Annotated in this window: 18 protein-coding genes; 15 read left to right on the top strand and 3 right to left on the bottom strand. The window is 40.4% G+C overall.

The genetic code is table 11. The features are described from left to right. The first annotated feature begins 8 nt into the window (after window positions 1-8). The 5 genes from AC3ISE_RS18790 (at window position 9) to AC3ISE_RS18770 (ending at window position 7020) form a co-directional block, all read left to right on the top strand. The gene (locus tag AC3ISE_RS18790; protein ID WP_489222142.1) at window positions 9-1343 is read left to right on the top strand and encodes a hemolysin family protein; all 1335 of its coding nucleotides are present in this window, start codon (window positions 9-11) and stop codon (window positions 1341-1343) included. Window positions 1344-1496: 153 nt separating this feature from the next. Further along, a complete protein-coding gene (locus AC3ISE_RS18785) occupies window positions 1497-2645 on the top strand; it encodes an AI-2E family transporter (RefSeq protein ID WP_489224382.1) in 1149 nt (382 codons plus the stop codon). A 614-nt stretch (window positions 2646-3259) separates the two neighbouring features. Next, the gene (locus AC3ISE_RS18780; RefSeq protein WP_489222141.1) at window positions 3260-3475 is read left to right on the top strand and encodes a spore germination protein; all 216 of its coding nucleotides are present in this window, start codon (window positions 3260-3262) and stop codon (window positions 3473-3475) included. 93 nt (window positions 3476-3568) lie between these two features. Then, window positions 3569-4543 (top strand): LacI family DNA-binding transcriptional regulator, encoded by a 975-nt coding sequence (locus tag AC3ISE_RS18775; RefSeq protein ID WP_489222140.1) that lies wholly within the window; start codon window positions 3569-3571, stop codon window positions 4541-4543. A gap of 422 nt (window positions 4544-4965) precedes the next feature. Beyond that, window positions 4966-7020 (top strand): molybdopterin oxidoreductase family protein, encoded by a 2055-nt coding sequence (locus tag AC3ISE_RS18770; RefSeq protein ID WP_489222139.1) that lies wholly within the window; start codon window positions 4966-4968, stop codon window positions 7018-7020. Here AC3ISE_RS18770 and hpaB read toward each other — a convergent pair. After that, a complete protein-coding gene (gene hpaB / locus AC3ISE_RS18765; protein ID WP_489222138.1) occupies window positions 7011-8471 on the bottom strand; it encodes a 4-hydroxyphenylacetate 3-monooxygenase, oxygenase component in 1461 nt (486 codons plus the stop codon). The two genes, AC3ISE_RS18770 and hpaB, sit on opposite strands and share 10 nt — an antisense overlap. Window positions 8472-8979: 508 nt before the next feature. Here hpaB and AC3ISE_RS18760 point away from each other — a divergent pair. Together AC3ISE_RS18760 and AC3ISE_RS18755 are read left to right on the top strand one after the other, a co-directional pair. Further along, on the top strand, window positions 8980-9369 hold the full coding sequence (locus AC3ISE_RS18760; protein WP_489222137.1) for a YueI family protein: 390 nt from the start codon (window positions 8980-8982) through the stop codon (window positions 9367-9369). 576 nt (window positions 9370-9945) lie between these two features. Beyond that, window positions 9946-11199 (top strand): S8 family peptidase, encoded by a 1254-nt coding sequence (locus AC3ISE_RS18755; RefSeq protein ID WP_489222136.1) that lies wholly within the window; start codon window positions 9946-9948, stop codon window positions 11197-11199. Between the two features lie 150 nt (window positions 11200-11349). Here the strand turns inward: AC3ISE_RS18755 and AC3ISE_RS18750 are convergent, their stop codons facing one another. Next, window positions 11350-11490, bottom strand: coding sequence for a lipoprotein (locus tag AC3ISE_RS18750; protein ID WP_165970993.1), 141 nt, complete (start codon window positions 11488-11490; stop codon window positions 11350-11352). A gap of 137 nt (window positions 11491-11627) precedes the next feature. On the opposite strand from AC3ISE_RS18750, the gene AC3ISE_RS18745 reads away from it, so the two are divergent. The 4 genes from AC3ISE_RS18745 (at window position 11628) to AC3ISE_RS18730 (ending at window position 16536) form a co-directional block, all read left to right on the top strand. After that, a complete protein-coding gene (locus AC3ISE_RS18745) occupies window positions 11628-12899 on the top strand; it encodes a tetratricopeptide repeat protein (protein WP_489222135.1) in 1272 nt (423 codons plus the stop codon). Window positions 12900-13001: 102 nt separating this feature from the next. Next, complete coding sequence (locus tag AC3ISE_RS18740) at window positions 13002-14237, top strand: EAL and HDOD domain-containing protein (RefSeq protein WP_489222134.1); 1236 nt, start codon at window positions 13002-13004, stop codon at window positions 14235-14237. 72 nt (window positions 14238-14309) lie between these two features. Continuing rightward, window positions 14310-15212 (top strand): aldo/keto reductase, encoded by a 903-nt coding sequence (locus tag AC3ISE_RS18735; protein WP_489222133.1) that lies wholly within the window; start codon window positions 14310-14312, stop codon window positions 15210-15212. Window positions 15213-15933: 721 nt separating this feature from the next. Continuing rightward, window positions 15934-16536, top strand: coding sequence for a pyroglutamyl-peptidase I (locus tag AC3ISE_RS18730; RefSeq protein WP_489222132.1), 603 nt, complete (start codon window positions 15934-15936; stop codon window positions 16534-16536). Between the two features lie 51 nt (window positions 16537-16587). Here the strand turns inward: AC3ISE_RS18730 and AC3ISE_RS18725 are convergent, their stop codons facing one another. Then, a complete protein-coding gene (locus tag AC3ISE_RS18725) occupies window positions 16588-16878 on the bottom strand; it encodes a YuzC family spore coat inner layer protein (RefSeq protein WP_489222131.1) in 291 nt (96 codons plus the stop codon). Between the two features lie 248 nt (window positions 16879-17126). On the opposite strand from AC3ISE_RS18725, the gene AC3ISE_RS18720 reads away from it, so the two are divergent. From AC3ISE_RS18720 to comX, 4 genes are all read left to right on the top strand, one after another. Next, on the top strand, window positions 17127-17354 hold the full coding sequence (locus tag AC3ISE_RS18720; RefSeq protein ID WP_489222130.1) for a hypothetical protein: 228 nt from the start codon (window positions 17127-17129) through the stop codon (window positions 17352-17354). Window positions 17355-17592: 238 nt separating this feature from the next. Further along, entirely contained in the window at window positions 17593-17733 is a 141-nt protein-coding gene (degQ, locus tag AC3ISE_RS18715) for a degradation enzyme regulation protein DegQ (RefSeq protein WP_101567816.1), read from the top strand. Between the two features lie 174 nt (window positions 17734-17907). Further along, complete coding sequence (locus AC3ISE_RS18710; RefSeq protein WP_489222129.1) at window positions 17908-18819, top strand: polyprenyl synthetase family protein; 912 nt, start codon at window positions 17908-17910, stop codon at window positions 18817-18819. A gap of 3 nt (window positions 18820-18822) precedes the next feature. Continuing rightward, a complete protein-coding gene (gene comX / locus AC3ISE_RS18705; protein ID WP_489222128.1) occupies window positions 18823-18984 on the top strand; it encodes a competence pheromone ComX in 162 nt (53 codons plus the stop codon). Window positions 18985-18992 lie beyond the last annotated feature (8 nt).

Raw genomic sequence — 18992 nt, 5'->3', positions numbered from 1 at the left:
AGGGTGTTTTGGACATAGTTAACTTGTTATTCGTGGCGATTTTAATTGCTTTAACAGCTTTTTTCGTTGCATCAGAATTTGCGATTGTCAAAATCCGCAGTTCACGATTGGATCAATTGATTGCAGAAGGTAAAAAAGGGGCAGTTGCTGCAAAAAAAGTAACAACTCATTTAGATGAATATTTATCAGCGTGTCAGCTTGGAATAACGGTAACAGCCTTAGGTCTTGGGTGGTTGGGGGAGCCGACAGTAGAACGTCTTCTCAGACCGGTATTCGATAATTTTGAAATTAACGAATCATTATCCCATATTTTAACTTTCGGTATTGCGTTCGCGTCTGTTACGTTCCTGCACGTTGTAATCGGAGAGCTTGCTCCTAAAACAGTAGCAATCCAAAAAGCAGAGGCTGTGACCCTTTTATTTGCTCCTCCTTTGATTTGGTTCTACCGTATTATGTTCCCATTCATCTGGGTATTAAATGGTTCTGCTCGCGTAATAACAGGTCTTTTTGGATTAAAGCCTGCTTCTGAGCATGAGCTTGCTCATACTGAGGAAGAGCTTCGCATTATTCTTTCAGAAAGTTATGAGAGCGGAGAAATCAACCAATCTGAATTAAAATATATGAACAAAATTTTCGAATTTGATGATCGTGTAGCAAAAGAAATTATGGTGCCTCGAACTGAAATCGTAGCTGCTTCAGTAGAGAAATCGTTTCAAGACAACCTTGAGACAATGAGTATGGAAAAATATACTCGTTATCCGGTTGTAAACGGAGACAAAGATCACGTCCTTGGTATGATTAATCTCAAGGAGATCTTCACTGACATTTTTTCACTATCCGAAGAAGAACGCAAAAAGAGCACGATTGATAAATATATCCGTCCTGTTATTCAAGTCATTGAATCGATTCCAATTCATGATTTATTAATTAAAATGCAAAAAGAACGCGTTCATATGGCGATCCTTGTGGATGAATACGGCGGAACAGCAGGACTTGTAACAGTTGAAGACATTATCGAGGAAATTGTAGGAGAAATCCGCGATGAGTTTGACCAGGATGAGGTTCCTGAGGTTCAGAAAAAAGGTGAAGGCCATTACTTGCTGGACGGTAAGGTCCTTATCTATGAAGTGAATAATCTGCTGGGACTCGAAATTGATGATACAGATGTAGATACAATCGGCGGATGGATGCTGACAGAGAATATCGACATCCAGCAAGGCGAAAGCATTATTTTAGATGGCTATGAGTTTTTTGCAAAAGAAATGGAAGGCCACCTGATCCGTGTAATCGAAATCTTTAAGCTTGAAGAGGCTGAAGAAGAGCTGGTTGCAGGAGAAAATTAATAGTATTTGTTGAAAGCTATGCTTACGGGCATAGCTTTTTCTTTGTATATGAAAAAAATCGGCATTCTAACCTTCACCAAATCTTAATTTGACACCTTATCGTTCACATAGTACGTTTGAAACAGCTATATTGAAGCAGGAGGAGGATGTAACCTGAATAAGTCAAAGGTTCATTTTTGGACGATAGAAATTTTGCTGCTGCTGTTAATTTTTTATGTAAGCACAAAGGTTTCGTTTTTGTTTCAGCCGCTGATTGTTTTTGCATCTACGCTGTTCTTCCCGATCCTGATTGCGGGCATTCTGTTTTTTATTTTCAGCCCGGTCGTTAAGCTGTTAGAAAAAAATAAAGTTCCAAGAACGCTTGCGATCCTCATCTTGTACCTCATCTTTATCGGATTGATTATGCTGCTGTTATCAACAGTCGGTCCAGTTGTTTCTCAGCAGATCACTGACTTGTTTAAAAACTTCCCAAGATACATAACTGAATTCAGGCAGTTCATCATGAACCTGTCTGAATCGCGCTGGTTTACGTGGGTGATGACACAGGAATATGTTTCGATTGAGGAAACGATTGATAAAATGGAAAAATCATTGGGCAGTCTGACGACATCGCTCCCTGAAAGCATTACTTCATCTGTAACAAAGGTGCTGGGTGTTGTGACGAATATTACCCTTACCATCATCACGGTCCCTTTCATTTTATTTTACATGCTGAAGGACGGGCACAAGTTCCCCATCACAGCAGTCAAAATTCTGCCTGCTGCGTATAGACGGGAAGGCATTAAAATTTTTGAAGACCTTTATCAGACGCTTGCAGCGTATATACAGGGCCAGCTGCTTGTTTCTCTCTTTGTAGGGACAGGCTGTTTTATCGGGTATACGCTGATTGGACTTGATTATGCCCTGATTCTCGGGATTGTTGTAGCTATTGCAAATATTATTCCTTATTTAGGACCATTTATCGGTGCTGCACCAGCAGTGGTTATTGCTCTCCTTGATTCACCGACTAAAGCTTTGCTCGCTGCAGTTGTGGTAACCGTAGTTCAGCAGATTGACGGAAACGTTCTTTCACCATTAATTATCGGAAAGAGATTAAACACACATCCGCTTACCATCATTCTCCTTCTGATAGGCGCAGGTAGCTTTGGCGGTATCTTAGGGATGATTTTAGCTGTACCGACTTATGCAGTATTAAAAGCTGTTTTATTACATGTCATAAGACTGGTGAAATTAAGAAACAGATATAAGCAGGAGACAGAGAACCGTAACACAGTTGAAAAAGACAGGAAGCCGCCGGTTTAAATGGGGGCTTTTTCTTTTAGTCTGTGTTCGCAGTAATTGTTGCTTTTGATGATAGATGTTGTCCGTTCCTTTCCGCGGTCCGGCTGGGAGCTTCCTCGGCTTTGCCTGTGGGGTCTCCCATTTCCCTCTACTTTCCCGCAGAAGTCAAGTGCCTTCCGCTGCAATCCACTCAAGGTTTTAAACATCTAGTCTAAAAGCAACAGTGTTTAGGAAAAGAGCCTTCTTTTAAGAGATAAGAAAGTATAAATTTTGCGCTTCGATGGCGAGCGGAATCGCTCAGGATCCTCGGCCAGAACGGATCCGAAAGTATTGGAAAAGCGCCTTTTCTGTCGGATCCTTATCTGGCATGCCCGTGCAAAACGGGCGCTTGCGCTTTTCTTATTAAAATGAAACCCAAAAGCGGTTCCCGGCATAGGCTAATAAGAAATGGCTGTGTTCGCATTGATTGTTGCTTTGCGTATAGTAATCTGTCGTCCTCTTTTCTTCAAATTTGAAGATACAGGGCTATTTTAGACGGCGGAAGGAATGTGAAAAATCCAAAAACTGAATTTTCACTGACTAGCTAAAGCAACAATGTTTACGAAAAGAGCCTAATAAATAAAGGAGGAGATTCTATGCCGGCTTTTGTTGGTCCTATTTTAATTCATTCAAGCACCGGTGCAGTCAGTGCCGGGGATGTCTTTGCACTCTCGCCAAAAAGCACAAGTAAATTCTCTGTAGGTGCGGGTGTCCTCAATACAGGAGACTTCATGGTCATTACAAGTGATAAAAACAGCACGAATTTGTTTGATGCTGACATTATTGATCAGCCGAAAATCTTCAATAGCTAAAATCCTGACCCTTTCTTTTTCTGAGAGAGGGTTTTCTTTTTGGCGGGAAAAGGGTATTAAACATAAGAATTCAATGAATGAAGAGGTGTAGGGATGACAACCATTAAAGATATAGCAAAGCTTGCCAAGGTGTCTGCAGCAGCAACATATGAAGTGCTCCATGAGAATGCTGAATCAACGGCCTCAGAAGATACAAAAGCGAGAATCTTTCAAGCTGCAGAAACATTAAATTATAGATTGGCAGAGAAGCAATCTTCTTCCGCAAATAATAACAGCGTCCATATAGGACTTGCGATTTTAGATGCTGCCGATGGAGAACTGGAAAATCCTTTTTATATCGCACTAAGGAAACATGTTGAGCAGGCTTGTCTCATTGGCGGCGTTCATATTAAAGAGATTATCCGTTATGAAAATATTGATTCATCCAATAAAATGGAAGCGTTGGATGGAATCATTGTCATTGGCCGATTACAGGAAGGCGATATGGAAAAGCTTAAAAAAGTTTCGGAAAATATCGTGTTTGTCACAGACTGGGATACAGATCCCTCCGCAGATCTTGTAAGTATAGACCTTTCTCAAATGACAGAGCTTGTGATCTCCCACTTGAAGGAAATGGGACATGAACGGATTGGCTACATAGGTGCTTCAAATTGGGGGCATACAATGAAAGAGCAGCTGGAAAAAGCGGACCTTCTGTCAGAAGAACATATTTATTTGACAGAACCATATGGGACGGAAGGGTACCGGATTCTAAAGGAAGCTGCTTCAAACAGAAAGCTTGCTGATGCCTATATTATTCAAAGCAGCGTCATGTCTCTTGCAGCCATCATGGCATTGCGCGAGGAAAATGTGAAGATCCCAGAGGATGTTTCTATTGTCAGCTTTTATGATGTGCCTGAAGCTCATTACTTTGCACCTTCGCTGACGACCATTCATGTGTCACCTGCTGAAATCGCAAAAATCGCTTTGAAACTATTGCATGAACAAGTCACTGAACACAGAGATACGCCTCTGAAAGTACTCGTTCCATCCACTCTCAAAATGAGAGAATCAACAACATCAAAATAATTCAATCCATGCTGAAGAAGGGTTTCTTTCTTCAGTTTTTTACTGTTTGGGAAATTATAAAATTTATAGACTGGCGCTATCGCGACAAGGATATCTTCGGCAAGCTCATCTCCTAGAGACTCTGTCAGAATTAATCCGCTAAAAGTCGGGACCCGGACTTTCTGTCGAATTCTTATCTGCCTGTTCGGAGCGGGCCATGGCGCTTGTGCTTTTGTTCTGAAATAAGAAAATATAAAATTTTGCGCTTCGATGTCTAGCTCCATCGCCCAACTCCTCGGCCAGAACGGATTCTTTACTGGCGAATCCTTATATGTCATGCCAGTGCAAACGGGCGCTTGCGCTTTTCTGGAGCGAATTCTTGATGGAATGTTAAAACTATTCTATCATTAATAAAACGATTCTCACCGTAAAGGAGAAACTATATGGATTCATATATTGAAAAGCGGGACGGAGTGTTTCCATCTGTTTGTTCGTTGGATTGTCCAGATCAATGCGGACTTCTTGTCCATAAAAAAAACGGGAAAATCATGAAAGTGGAAGGAGATCCGGAGCATCCGGTAACAAAAGGCAGCATCTGCAATAAAGTGAGGAACATGGCTGAACGTATTTATGATGAGAATCGGCTGCAATATCCTTTGAAAAGAACAGGGAAAAAAGGATCAAAGCAATTTGAACGGATCAGCTGGAATGAAGCTCTTTCCATCATTACTTCAAAATGGAAAACACTTATTGATACAGATGGACCGGAGAGCATTCTGCCATACAGCTTCTATGGGAATATGGGCAATCTGAATGCAGAAGGGATGGATCGCCGTTTCTTTCATAAACTTGGAGCAAGCAGACTGGATCAGACCATTTGCCAAATTGCAGGATCAACCGGGTATAAGTATACAATGGGCGGAAGCTTTGGGATCGATCCGGAGGATACGGTACATACAAAGCTGTTTATTATGTGGGGCATTAATGCAGTGAGTACAAATATGCACCAAATAACCCTTGCTCAGAAGGCCCGTAAAAACGGGGCAAAAATCATCGTTATTGATGTTCACAAAAATCAGACTGGAAGACTTGCAGACTGGTTTATTCCAATTCTTCCGGGAACAGATGGCGCTCTCGCTCTTGGAATTATGCATATTTTGTTTAAGGAAAACCTGGTGGACAGCGAGTTTCTTGAGACGTGGACAGTTGGGCACGATGAATTAAGAGAACATGTTGTTCAGTATGATCCCTATACTGTATCAGAAATAACAGGAGTTCAAACAGATGACCTTATAAAACTGGCAAGAATGTACGGCCAAACATCTCCTTCCTGTATTCGAATCGGCAATGGTCTGCAGCATCATGATAATGGAGGCATGTGCATCCGGACCATCGCCTGTCTTCCGGCTCTGACTGGCCAGTGGCTGAAAAAAGGGGGAGGTGCTATTAAAGGCAACTCTGGATATTTGGCATTCAATACAGAGGCTCTGCAGCGCCCGGATCTCCTCCAGAATAAACAGACAAGAATCATTAATATGAACTTAATTGGCGAAGAGCTTTTACATGCTGATCCAGCAATAAAGTCCATGTTCGTATATGGCAGTAATCCCGCAGTCGTAGCTCCCGAAGCTAACAAAGTGAAAAAGGGATTAGAGCGGGAAGATTTATTTCTCGTGGTCCATGATTTGTTTTTAACAGAAACAGCCGCCTATGCGGATCTCGTTCTTCCGGCATCGTCGGCCTTTGAGAATACAGACTTTTATACGTCATACTGGCATCATTATCTCCATTTGCAGGAGCCGGTTATTGAAGCATATGGAGAGTCAAAATCAAACGTGGAAGTGTTCAGGCTTTTAGCGGAAGGCATGGGATTTACAGACCAGGCTTTTAAAGATACTGAGGAAGAGATGATTGATCAGGCGCTGAATAATCCTCAAAATCCATATTTTAAAAAAATCACTTTTCAGGAATTGAAGAAGAAGAAATATGTGAAAGCAAAAGTAAAGCCGTTGTTTCCGGGAGTTCTTAAAACGCCAAGCGAGAAAATAGAGCTCTACTCACACGCGATGGAGAAAGCAGGATATCCGCCATTGCCGACATTTACACCGCTCGTCAAAGAAAGTGATTTGCCTTTTCTTTTTGTTCCTGGTCCGAACCATAACTTTTTAAACTCTACTTTTTCAAATAATGAAAAGCATAAATCCCTTGAAAAAGCTCCTAAACTGCATATGAATGGGAAGGATGCTGAAAGACTTGGTCTGAAAAATGGAGATATGGCTGTCATTTGGAATGCGCGGGGCGAATGTGAGCTTGAAGTTTCAGCTGGAGAGAACGTATTGCCCGGAGTAGTCGTAAGCCAAGGTTTATGGTCGGATACACCCGGTACAAAACAGATCGTGAACTCACTTACGCCAGACCGTCTGTCAGATATGGGCGGCGGCGCAACCTTTTTTTCAGGAAGAGTTGGTGTTAAAAACAAGGAGAGACCTCAATCGTGAGGTCTCTCTTTCGTTTGATCTAAAAAGTCTGTGACTCTCTCAATGTATTGTTCTCGTGCATAACCGCTGTATAAATTTTTCGCAAGGCGTATGGGGTCTCCAAAAAAGTATCTCTCATAGTGAGTTTGTCTTGTGCCAAAAGAGCTCATTGTCAGCTCCCATACTAATCTAAACAGTTTTGTTTTTGTTTTTGCATCAACTGAAGTTCCCTGCAGATATTGCTCAACGTCCTTGCCGATCGGGGAAGCGAAATCCTCCTCTGATGGCAGAACCATTAAACCGCCTGCTCCGATCTGCTGCAGAAGACTGATATAGTGAGGATAAAGCTTTGAAAATAAATTGACTGCCGCATATAACGGGTGTACGCTTGGCGTCATGGTTCTGAAAGCATCGATTTTAGCTTCTGCTTCTGATTTAAGAAGGAGTGCCTGCATGCTCTCCAGACCTAAAATCATTTCAGACAGCTTAAGTTTGATATGTTCATATTCAGATACATCCAAAGTATTGATCAGCAGCTGTGAAAGTCCGATTAAAAATTGCAGCTTCACCGTCTGGCGTGTGACAACCTGGTGAAGGGCATGCGAAATAAACCCGCTATGGTTAAAAAGTTTATAGGCAATATCCTGCCTATGGTAAAAAAACACGCGATTCCATGGAACCAGTACATGATCAAAGACGAGAAGCGTATCCATTTCATCAAAGCGCGAGGACAGAGGATAGTTAAATGCAGATTCACCTGAATGAAACGGCTCTCGGCAGATGAATTTCAGTCCTGGTGTATTTGCCGGAATGCTGAAGGCAAATGCATACTCGTCGCCCGATTGATTGCCTCCGGAAGGGAAAATCAGGACTTCATCGGTCATTCCGCCTTCTGTCGCAAGCAATCTGGCTCCTTTTATGATAAGCCCTTCTGCTGTCTTTTTCATCACTTTGGCCCCAATTGGCTGCCCGGATGTTTCAAGAAAAGCGGACGAACGATTGACCTGCGGATTAATAAAACTGTGTGTAAAAGATAAGTCCTGTTCAAGCGCAGTTTCGTACATATTACGGAGGTTTTTCGAAAACTCTTCATCCTGAGCGCCGACAATAGCGGATGCCGCTGAAATAGACATTAATGCCGTATTCATATAGTCAGGACTTCGTCCCATCATTCCGCATGTTGCGTTCGCCCAGTATTCAATCATTTTTCTTCTTTTCTGCAGATCTTCTATTGTCTTAGGCTCTAGATAGGACATTCCCACACGATTTTGGGTAAATGGGGAAGTGAATGTCATAAAATCGATTGCATCCTTTTCAACCTGCAAATCATAAAGAGAAGCTTTTGTTTTGACAGCTCCTTGATAAACCGGATGTGAAATGAGATTTTCTGTAATGGCCTGGCCTTTTAACCAAACGTTAGGTTTTAATGCTTCCATGCGCTGCAGATATTCTCTCCCTGAAATGGCCGGCATTTTTTTCCTCCTAGCGGTCTTTTGATCTGACTCTTTTCTGATGACAACTATCAGCGTGCCTGTCATTTAAACAGGCACAGCACGTGTCTGAAAAAAGCCTCTGATCTAAACACTATATGCCGCTGAAGGAGTCCGGGTGAGACTTGACAAGAAAAGACATCCAGACTTTTGAAAAGGAAAAAAATGAAGAACATATTATGGAGGATATTATAAGAAAGAAAAGAATATTATTGTAAGCGCTTTCGTATTCATTCAGTTATATAAAACAGCCAGAAGGGTAAAATGAATAGTAAGGAAGATTCGGAGGGAGAGCTGCTCATGCAAGATGCTAACTTTTTCAAAGGAATGATGTGGGCGACCGTTCTTAGTATTCCATTGTGGGTATCCTTCTTCGGGTGGATGAAAATCATTTTATCTTATTCTAAATGGTAGTTAAACATATGATTTTATGTCAGCTATCTTATCTGATACACTAATCCTGTACTTTTAGAACAAGGAGAATGACATCATGCCAGACGAACAGCTTGATCTTTATATAAAGCAGGGAATATACGGAACGTTTGAAACGAAGCCGGAGGAGAGAAATGTTTACCTTGGCACATTGAGAGAAAGAATTTATGTGGCTCTCACTGCAGGACAGGTGAGACAAAACAAAATATACGATGAAGTAATTAAGGCACTGGGAACGGGAAGGGACAAAGTGCTTCTATTGAATGGCACAATAGATTATGGAGCCCTGTCTAAATATATCAAAGCTGCCAACAAAGAAAAAATCCCATTTACCATCGTAAGTGATCAGAACAAAACAAAAATAGGCTTAATCGTTGCCTCTGAACATGCGGTCGATCGAGAAGAAATTTATGTGAAAGATAAAATATTTGATCAGTCTTTTAAATGAACACAGGAGAGCCTGTGTTTTTTTATCCTTTACTTATAAGAAAATAAAGTAGAATCCAGATTGGAATTGACAGGATCATTCCATAAAAACAGCCTTTTGCAAATGATTGATCGTCCCTCATGACATACCCCGCAATTTCAGTCTTATGATTAGCCCTTTTCGTAAACTTTGTTGCTTTTAGTTTAAATGTTTATACCCTTAATAGGAACGCACTACATTTATAATCAAAACAACCATCCATGCGAAAACAGCCTATGATTAATATATCTCCGTGTACCATAATTTATCAATCCATCATCGTATCGCTTTTAGCAGAAAAAGAATAGGATTCAAGAACCACTTCATGTAAGTGGTTTTTTTGATTTTATAGCTATTTGTCCTTACTGTGAAAACTATTTCCAAATTACTTTAAGAAAAAGCAGGGCTATTGGTGGGATATGGGATAAGCACTTAAGCTGGATAATAAGAAAATTTTAGTAAATTTAGATTATTGTGAAAATAGTTAATGTAATTTATATTTAAATTGTTGAGTTATAAAAGTTATAAAATACTAACATTTTTGGAAGGGGAAATGAAATGAACATCACTAAAGCACTTGGAGCTGCAGCATTAAGTTTATCAATGAGTCTTTCAATGTTTGGAACAGCCGCTTTTGCAAATGAGGAGATAAAAACAGATGTGAAGCAGGAATCCATTCGAGTTGTGATCAAGGGAACTGACGCAGAAAAGGGGAAAGTGAAGAAAAGTCATCAGGTTCGCCGTGATTTTGGAAAAGATGGATTCACAACAACCGTTACCCAGAAACAATTAGAAACCCTGCAAAAGAACAGCAAAATCAAAGTAGAAAAAGTTTCAACCTTTAAAATTGCCGCAGGAAAACCAATAAAGACAATGGCATACCCAAGCACAAGAACGCCATGGGGCATTAAAGCCATTTATAATAACAGCGGTCTGACATCAACAACTGGTGGAGACGGCGTTAAAATTGCTGTTCTTGATACCGGCGTGCAGACAAGCCATATTGATTTATCACAAAATGCCGAGCAATGCAAAGACTTTACAGTTGGTACTACTTATACAAATAACTCCTGCACAGACAGGAACGGACATGGGACGCATGTTGCAGGATCTGCACTTGCAAATGGCGGTTCTGACGGACAGGGAATTTATGGAGTGGCACCTCAAGCAGAGCTTTGGGCATACAAAGTACTCACTGACAGCGGTTCTGGCTACTCAGATGATATTGCAGCTGCAATCAGACATGCTGCAGATGAAGGAACAAGAACAGGTTCAAAAGTCGTTATCTCAATGTCTCTTGGATCAAGCACAAAAGATAGTTTAATATCAAGCGCAGTTGACTATGCATACGGCAAAGGTGCATTGGTTATTGCTGCAGCCGGAAACTCAGGATCTGGCAATAATACAATTGGATATCCCGGTGCACTAGTAAATGCTGTGGCAGTTGCGGCTCTTGAAAATGTTCAGCAAAATGGAACTTACCGCGTAGCGAATTTCTCTTCCCGCGGCAACTCGGCAACTGACGGAGACTATGTCATTGGAGAACGGGATGTTGAAATCTCAGCTCCAGGCGCTGCCATTGAATCAACATGGATCAACAGCGGATACAATACAATCAGCGGTACGTCAATGGCAACACCTCACGTATCAGGACTTGCTGCAAAAATCTGGTCCTCAAATAAAGGACAAAGCAATGTTCAAGTTCGTGCAGAGCTCCAGCGTCGTGCAAAGCTTTATGATATTAAAGGCGGGATTGGCGCGGCAACAGGCGATGACCACGCATCAGGATTTGGATTTGCAAGAGTTCAATAATAAGAGAAATGAAAAAGAGCTTCCCATGAATTGGGTAAGCTCTTTTTCTAATTCGTCATACAAAATTTGGTTCAAGTCTATGAAAATATGGTTTAATAGATAGATATAGAGTGAAGTCATGAATCTTCTGAAGCACATTTAGAGCGGATGTTAACTATATTCGTGGGCTTTAATAATTCTTGGCCATTCTTCGTCAGCAGTCTGGATGCCTTTCTCTGCTTTTGAACATCCAGATAAAAGGATTGCTGTACCAAGTGCAAGTAATAAAAGGTGCTTTCTCATTTTCTTCATCTCAAAACCTCCGTTAGTTCTTTTATGTTAACATTTAAAAATAAAAAACATTTTGTTATAATTAACTGACAATTCAAATATATACAATAATTCATTTTCTTGTCAATACATATTCGATTTTTTTCAGGAGGCGCCGTATGAATACCGTTGGAATGAAATTAAGACAGCTGAGAAAGAAGCAAAAATTGACTCAAAGTGAGCTGGCAATTGGCATCGTCAACCGCAGCTATATCAGCCAGCTTGAAAAGGGAATGGTACAGCCTTCTTATAAACTGCTGCTGAAATTCAGCGAAAGACTGAAATGTGATATTCATGATTTTTTCGAAGACGAGGATAAATCGCTTTTGTCTTTTGATATAAAGAAAGCTCTTTCCAGTTTGGAATATGCAGTCATTAATGAACATTTTGCAGATGCAGCTGAACACTTAAACGATTTAGAAAAGAATCTGGAATCGTTAAACCAAAGTGATCTTGCCCTTTATTATTTCTGCCAGGGGCGGATTCTGCAGCGGATGAAGCTTCAAAATGAAGAAGCAATTGCAGCTTATGAAAAGAGCTACGAAATATTCTGCAGCCTGCAATATTCTGAACAAAGACTCAGGACCAGCAATTATCTGACGTCCTTGCTCATTAACCAGGATCAGCTCTCAAAGGCATTTTCTTATTTAAATGAGGCTTATGAGGATTCGATTGCTTTCAAGGCTTCAGGAGTTGAAAAAATTTCTTTACTGAATAACCTTGGACTCGCCCATGCTAAAAAAGGGGAATATTATTCTGCAATCCGTTTTTTGAAACAGGCGCTCTCGATCAGCAGCAAAACATCCATATACTATCAAACAGGTGTTGTATATATGGTGCTGGGATTATGCTACAGACGAATGAATGAGTATGAAAACGCAAGTGCTGCTTATGCAAAAGCGCTGTTGTTTTTTGAAGGGACAGACGATCAATTGAATTTGGCGGGCACCTATACAAACTTAGGTATTCTCAGCAGGTACTTATTGGATGCCGGGAGTGCGATGTCCTATCTGCAATCAGCTCATGAAATTTACAAACAGGAGAAGGATGTAAAAGGAATATCAAATACGCTGTATGAACTGGCCGTTACCTATTATGAGGCAGGACAGGATGATGAAGTATTAAGCCTTTATGAAACGTTCCTGGATGTTTATTCGAGCGAATTCAGCGATTTTAAATTTAAATTTCTTCATTTAATAGGAGATTTGCATTGCCGAAACAGTCACCAGGAAGAAGCGCTGAAATGCTATTATGAAATCTTGAATAATTCTGTCCTAGTCGTGGATTCCTCAATCGTCAAAGATGTACTGAAAAAAATAGCTGAAATCGCCTATTTGACGCAAAATGAGAAAACCCTTTTTTATGTTGTGGAAAAATACTTAAAAATGTAAAGCAAAAGACTACATAATTCGACACAACCTATGCTTTCTTTCATGTACAATCGGTATAGTTCAAATGTACTGATTGGAGATAGGGCAAAAGGGGTTGGAGAGATGAAGGTATTTGTAGCCAGGCAGCCGATATTTGACAGAAAAGGACAAAGTGTTGCCTACGAACTTCTTTACCGGAACGGAAATAGCAGTAATTCATTTCCCAATATAGATGGAGATGAAGCAACAGCTGATGTCATTATAAACAGTTTTATCAATATTGGCCTTGAAGAGCTTGCGCAGGGAAAAAGATGTTTTATTAATTTCACAGAAAGCCTGCTGAAAATGAACTTGCCAAGCTATTTTAATCCTAGTTCCATTGTAGTGGAGATTCTCGAAGATGTTCCCATTACAGAAGAATTGATAGAGATTTGCGCTGACCTGAAAAAACTTGGGTATACCATTGCGCTGGATGATTTCAACTTGCAGCAGAACTATTTTCTGCTGCCGAAATTATTAAAGCATATTGATATTATCAAGGTGGATTTTCTGCAGACACAGGTGCAGAAAAGAAAACAAATTATGAACCGGTACAAGCATTATGGAGTGTCTTTTTTAGCAGAAAAGGTAGAAACACAAGAGGAGTATCAGCTTGCTTTAAGAGATGGATATGATTATTTTCAAGGCTATTTCTTCAGCAAGCCTGTTGTTCTCTCAAGCTATGATATTCCCGTTTATATTCATGGCTATTTGCAGATCCTCCATGAGTTATCTAAAACGGAGCCTGACATTGAAAAAATTTCAGAGCAGATTGAACAGGATCTTTCCCTTTCCTATAAGCTTTTGAAATTAATTAATTCACCGGCATTCAGGCCAAGAAACAAAATTAAGTCGATCAAACAGGCAATTGTCCTCCTTGGATTAAATGAAATTAAAAAGTGGATTTATATCCTGTCCATTAAAAATCTGAATCTCAAAAATGATCCGATTCAGGAGGAAGTGATCCGCCTGTCGCTGATGCGTGCCAAGCTTTGTGAGAAGCTGTCCATTAAGATTGGCAGAAAAGAACCTTCCGTGTATATGCTGACGGGCATGTTCTCCCTTGTTGATGCGCTCCTGCACCGCAATTTGGATGACGTTTTAAATGAGCTGCCTCTTTCGGATGAAATTCGGGAGGCGTTAAGCGGAAAAGAAAATGATATACGCAAAGTATTTAAATGGGCCATTGAAATAGAAAAATCAAATTGGCATGCACAAGACTTGCCGCTCAAACCTGAGGAAATTCAAGAATGCTATATGGAAGCTATTCTTTGGTCAAATCATCTTTTAAACGGTGAAGAAATTGCGCAAACAAGCTGAGAAGGATTCGGGGCCCAATCATTTTGAGATCGAACGCTTTCAGTATACAATGTTAGGGAAAGGAGAATGATTATGCAGAGAATACAGCTTACAGAAGATCTATCATTTTCAAGAATCATTCATGGATTATGGCGTCTTTCTGACTGGAACATGTCAAATGAAGAAGTGGTTAACTTAATAGAAGAGTGCTTAGAGGCAGGCATTACAACCTTTGATCACGCTGATATTTACGGAAATTACACATGCGAGAAAAAATTCGGAGATGCACTTGCACTCAAACCTGACCTTCGAAAGCAAATGGAGATTGTCACAAAATGCGGCATTAAACTAGTCTCAGACAATCGCCCGGAACACAGCATCAAATCCTATGATACAAGCAAAGAGCATATCTTGGCTTCAGTCAGCAAGTCACTGGAAAACTTTCAGACAGATTACATAGATGTTCTGCTTATTCACCGTCCGGACCCGTATATGGATCCAGCACAGGTCGCTGAAGCGTTCACACAACTTAAAAACGAAGGAAAAGTCCGCTATTTTGGCGTGTCGAATTTTAAACGCTCACAGTTTAAAATGCTTCAATCATATTTAGACTTCCCGCTGATTACGAATCAAATTGAGCTTTCTGCCTACAACCTGGAGAACTTCGAAGATGGCACACTTGATTTATGCCAGGAAGAAAGAATCGCGCCAATGGCATGGTCTCCGCTTGCAGGAGGTTCTATTTTCTCAGCTGATGACGAGAGAGCTAAGAGTCTGCGCGATACACTTGAGAGAATTGCTGGCGAAGTCGGTGCAAAAGGAATAGATGAAGTCCTATATGCATGGCTGATCAGCCATCCGGCAAACATTATGCCGATTGTCGGCTCAGGCAAAATGAACCGCATTGAGTCCGCTATCCGCGCTCTTGATTTAACCTTAACACACGACCAATGGTTTGATATCCTGCAGGTTGCAATGGGACGCGAAATCGCATAGTTTTAAACCCTTGTTACTGCTTTAAGGAAAAAAGCAGGGGGCAGAAGAAAACGGGTACTAAATTGCTTGGCAATTTAGTACCCGTTTTCTGTTGTTTAGGTGAATAAACGGCAGTCCATGATTCCACAAAAACCTGGAAAAGCATGAGAAGTGGAATCAAAGGCAGTCAATGAGTTCACAAAAGCCTGAGAAGTGGAATCAAAGATGGTCAATGATTCCACAAAAACCTGAGAAAGCCTGAGAAGTGGAATCAAAGTAGTCAATGATTCCACAAAAACCTGAGAAAGCCTGAGAAGTGGAATCAAAGGAGGTCGATGATTCCACAAAAACCTGAGAAAGCTTGAGAAGTGGAATCAAAGGTGGTCGATGATTCCACAAAAACTTGAGAAAGCCTAGAAGTGGAATCAAAGGCAGTCAATGATTCCACAAAAACCTGAGAAAGTCTGAAAAGTGGAATCAAAGGTGGTAAATGATTCCACAAAAACCTGAAAAAGCCTGAGAAGTGGAATCAAAGGCAGTCCATGATTCCACAAAAACCTGGAAAAGCTTGAGAAGTGGAATCAAAGGTGGTCAAAGATTCCACAAAAACCTGATAAGTGGAATCAAAGACGGTCTATGATTCCTCTAAATAAAAGCCATTCTAACGTTTTAAATAAAATATACATTGAATTTTCTGATATAATAATTTCATTCGAGTTCCTAAATAAGGAGAGAGAGAAGGATGAAAAAGTTACTGTTAACAGGGTTTGAACCGTTTTTGCATTATACAATAAACCCAACAGCTCAAATTGCTGAGGATTTGCATGGACAGACGATTGGTCACTATGAAATCTGCGGGAAAGTTCTCCCTGTTCAATTTTCAAAAACGTGGGAGCAATATCTTCTGCATATTGAGGAAGAAAAGCCTGATGCTGTATTGATGCTTGGACTTGCTGCCGGCAGATACAAGATCACTCCCGAAAGAGTAGCCATCAATTGTGCGGATGGGGAAAAAGATAATGAGGGAATAGTAAAACAGGATGAAACGATACAGTCTGAGGGGCCGGCAGCCTATTTCAGCACACTTCCTATCCGTGCGTTTGTAAATGTGCTTCAGGAACGGGGACTTCCTGCAGAAATATCCAACACGGCCGGAACTTACCTGTGCAATTATATTATGTATCAGGCTATCCACTATTTTAAGCAATCAAATCAAAACATCCCGGCAGGATTTATCCATGTTCCGGCTTCACATAAGCTGGCTCTGGAAATAGGAAATGTTCCAAGCTTTTCTCAGCAGGACTTAACAGAAGCGGTGTCATTGATGATTAGCAGCATGGAGTAATTTCAGTATAAAGGTAAAAACGGTGACCATGTTGGCACCGTTTTTTAAGATTTACCATTTCAGCACCAATATTAACCTGCAGCAATTCAGATCAGGATTTTTATAAGAAAGGATGAGTCTGACACCATCAGGATTGAACTCAGTTTCTAACTCATTTGTTATGCCGGAAGCGAGCAAAAGTTTTTTTACCAGAATGGTGTTGGATTCCTGGGCGGCAGCCAGGATCTTTTTTGCCTGTTCTTTAGAAGTTGAGAGATAATTGGTCAATTTTTTGGCATCAGCCATCAGTCCATCCATATGGGATGCGGAATAAACAAACTGACTTGAGTCAACTTCCGGCATCGGTCTCCTCGAATATTGAGTACAAGGGTAATGAACTGCACAATAAGGGTTGAAATAAAACGGCCGAAACCATTGTTGCCTTTGCACCCGCAAAAAATTTCACCTCCGAGCGAACTTGCTCCTTATATATATGTAAAGGATCTTGTTCGTGCTATTTCGATAAAATGAAAAAGTTGCAGGAATACTGCTGCTTATGTCGAATATGGATAATTGTTAAACTACTTTTTTCGGGGGAGGTTCAGCTCTCTATGCGCGTGCAGCCATCCATATATGTGCTGGATGATAAGACGGTTGCGGTCTTTTCGGTTATAAAAGGCGAATGTAAGGTTAAAATGGAGTGTTTACTGTCAGAACAGGGAATTCTGGATTACACCTTAGAGTTTAGCGGACCGATTGAAAAGAGAGATGAACTGACGAAAATTGCATTGGAAGAAGCGCAAACCATTTATATGAACACCATTATAGCTGCAAAGTGACAAGTCCCTGAATATGGGGCTTTTTTTCTGTATTAAAGGATGAAAACGGCATGAATTCCAGCCGAAAAAACAGATACAATGGACTATTGCGCCGGTTGCGGTATCACGCATTGATTATTTCGCATTATTTTCGGTGAAATTACTTTCTGAATCCTTTAAAATTAGAAGTAGGAAAGATCAAAACAAGTGTTTCGTTCACCATGCATAATTTGATCTTTAACAGAGGAGTGTGGAAACGATGAAAAAGCACAACATTGAAGAAATTACTCAATTATTGAAACGTCTTGAGAAAGAAATTCAGGAAACGAAACAGTCGCTGAGATCAATTAATAAAAGCATTGATAAGTATGATAAATACTCCTTTATAAACGTGTCATAAGACCGACTTGGCTTTTCGAGCCAAGTCTTTTTTTATGTCCGTTTTTCCGAAAATATGTTAAAAATTTTATATTTATGTAAAAACCTCTTTTTATATCTACTATATTGGTCGCGAATATTGTAATATAATTTCGAAGGGGTGATTGCAATTAGATTACATTTGGACTATGAAGAATTGAATCGCAGTCTGAAAGCTGCTGTTTCTTCATATATAACGAACAAAGAATTATTGCAGCTTATCCTGTCGTTCTCAGAAACGAAAAAAACCTTTCCGTTCGGTCAATTGACACAATTGCATTACACAGCTTTTGGAGGAGAAGATAAGCAAGTCATTCATCTTTCAGCTGCTGTAGAACTGCTTGCGCTGTCATTCGACATTTTAGATGATCTTGAAGACCTAGATAACTTTGAAGAGCCTTGGATGAAAATAAACCCATCTCTTTCACTGAATGCCGCCACTGCAATGTACACAATCAGTCTCCAAATGCTTCAAGAATTATCAAGCGAGCATAAATGGAAGATCATCAGCACGTTCCAGCGTTTTGCTCTTCAAGCAATGGAAGGTCAGCACACAGATCTTCAAAATGACATCGCAAATGAAGAAGAGTGCATCACTATGATCGAAAAAAAATCCGGTTCACTGATTGCTTTAGCCTCAGTCACCGGGGCCATGCTTGCCACCGGAGAAGAATTCACATGCGTTGAACAGTACTCCTATCAAGTAGGCCTGGCTGCACAAATTGAAAACGATTACCGTGATTTATTTCATGAACATAAAAATGATCTATCAGCACAGAAAAAATCGCTGGCGCTTCTCTTTTTAAACAGAGGATTTAACGAACATGCAAAAGAGCTGACTGAATTTATCGCCGGCAGCCAAACCTTTACCCAACACTATGGGAGTATCGAATCATTTAAATCGAAATTGTTACAATCTGGTGTCGTTCATTACCTGAACGTCATGAAGCAAATTGCGATTCAAAAGGCTTCAACTCTGATAGCGGAAGTGCCCTTGCCCAAACATCAAATTGAGCTTCTAAAGTCTCATTTGATCATAAATTCATCTGAAAATAAAAGGAGAGATTAAGTCATGCAGGAAATCGTAAACTTTTTAGTGGAAAACCCGGAAGTAATCGAAAAAGTAGCCAATGGTGAAGCTAGTTTACTGGGTGTGAAAAATGTGGATGAAGTGTTAGGATTAGTAGAAGGACTGTTGAGTACAGCTAGAACGACGAATATGTTTTGGTTCTAATATTTTAG

The sequence above is a fragment of the Metabacillus sp. KH_069 genome (assembly GCF_057838075.1).
The sequence above is the reverse complement of the archived record's forward strand: the minus strand, read 5'-3'. Positions and strand labels throughout refer to the sequence as shown.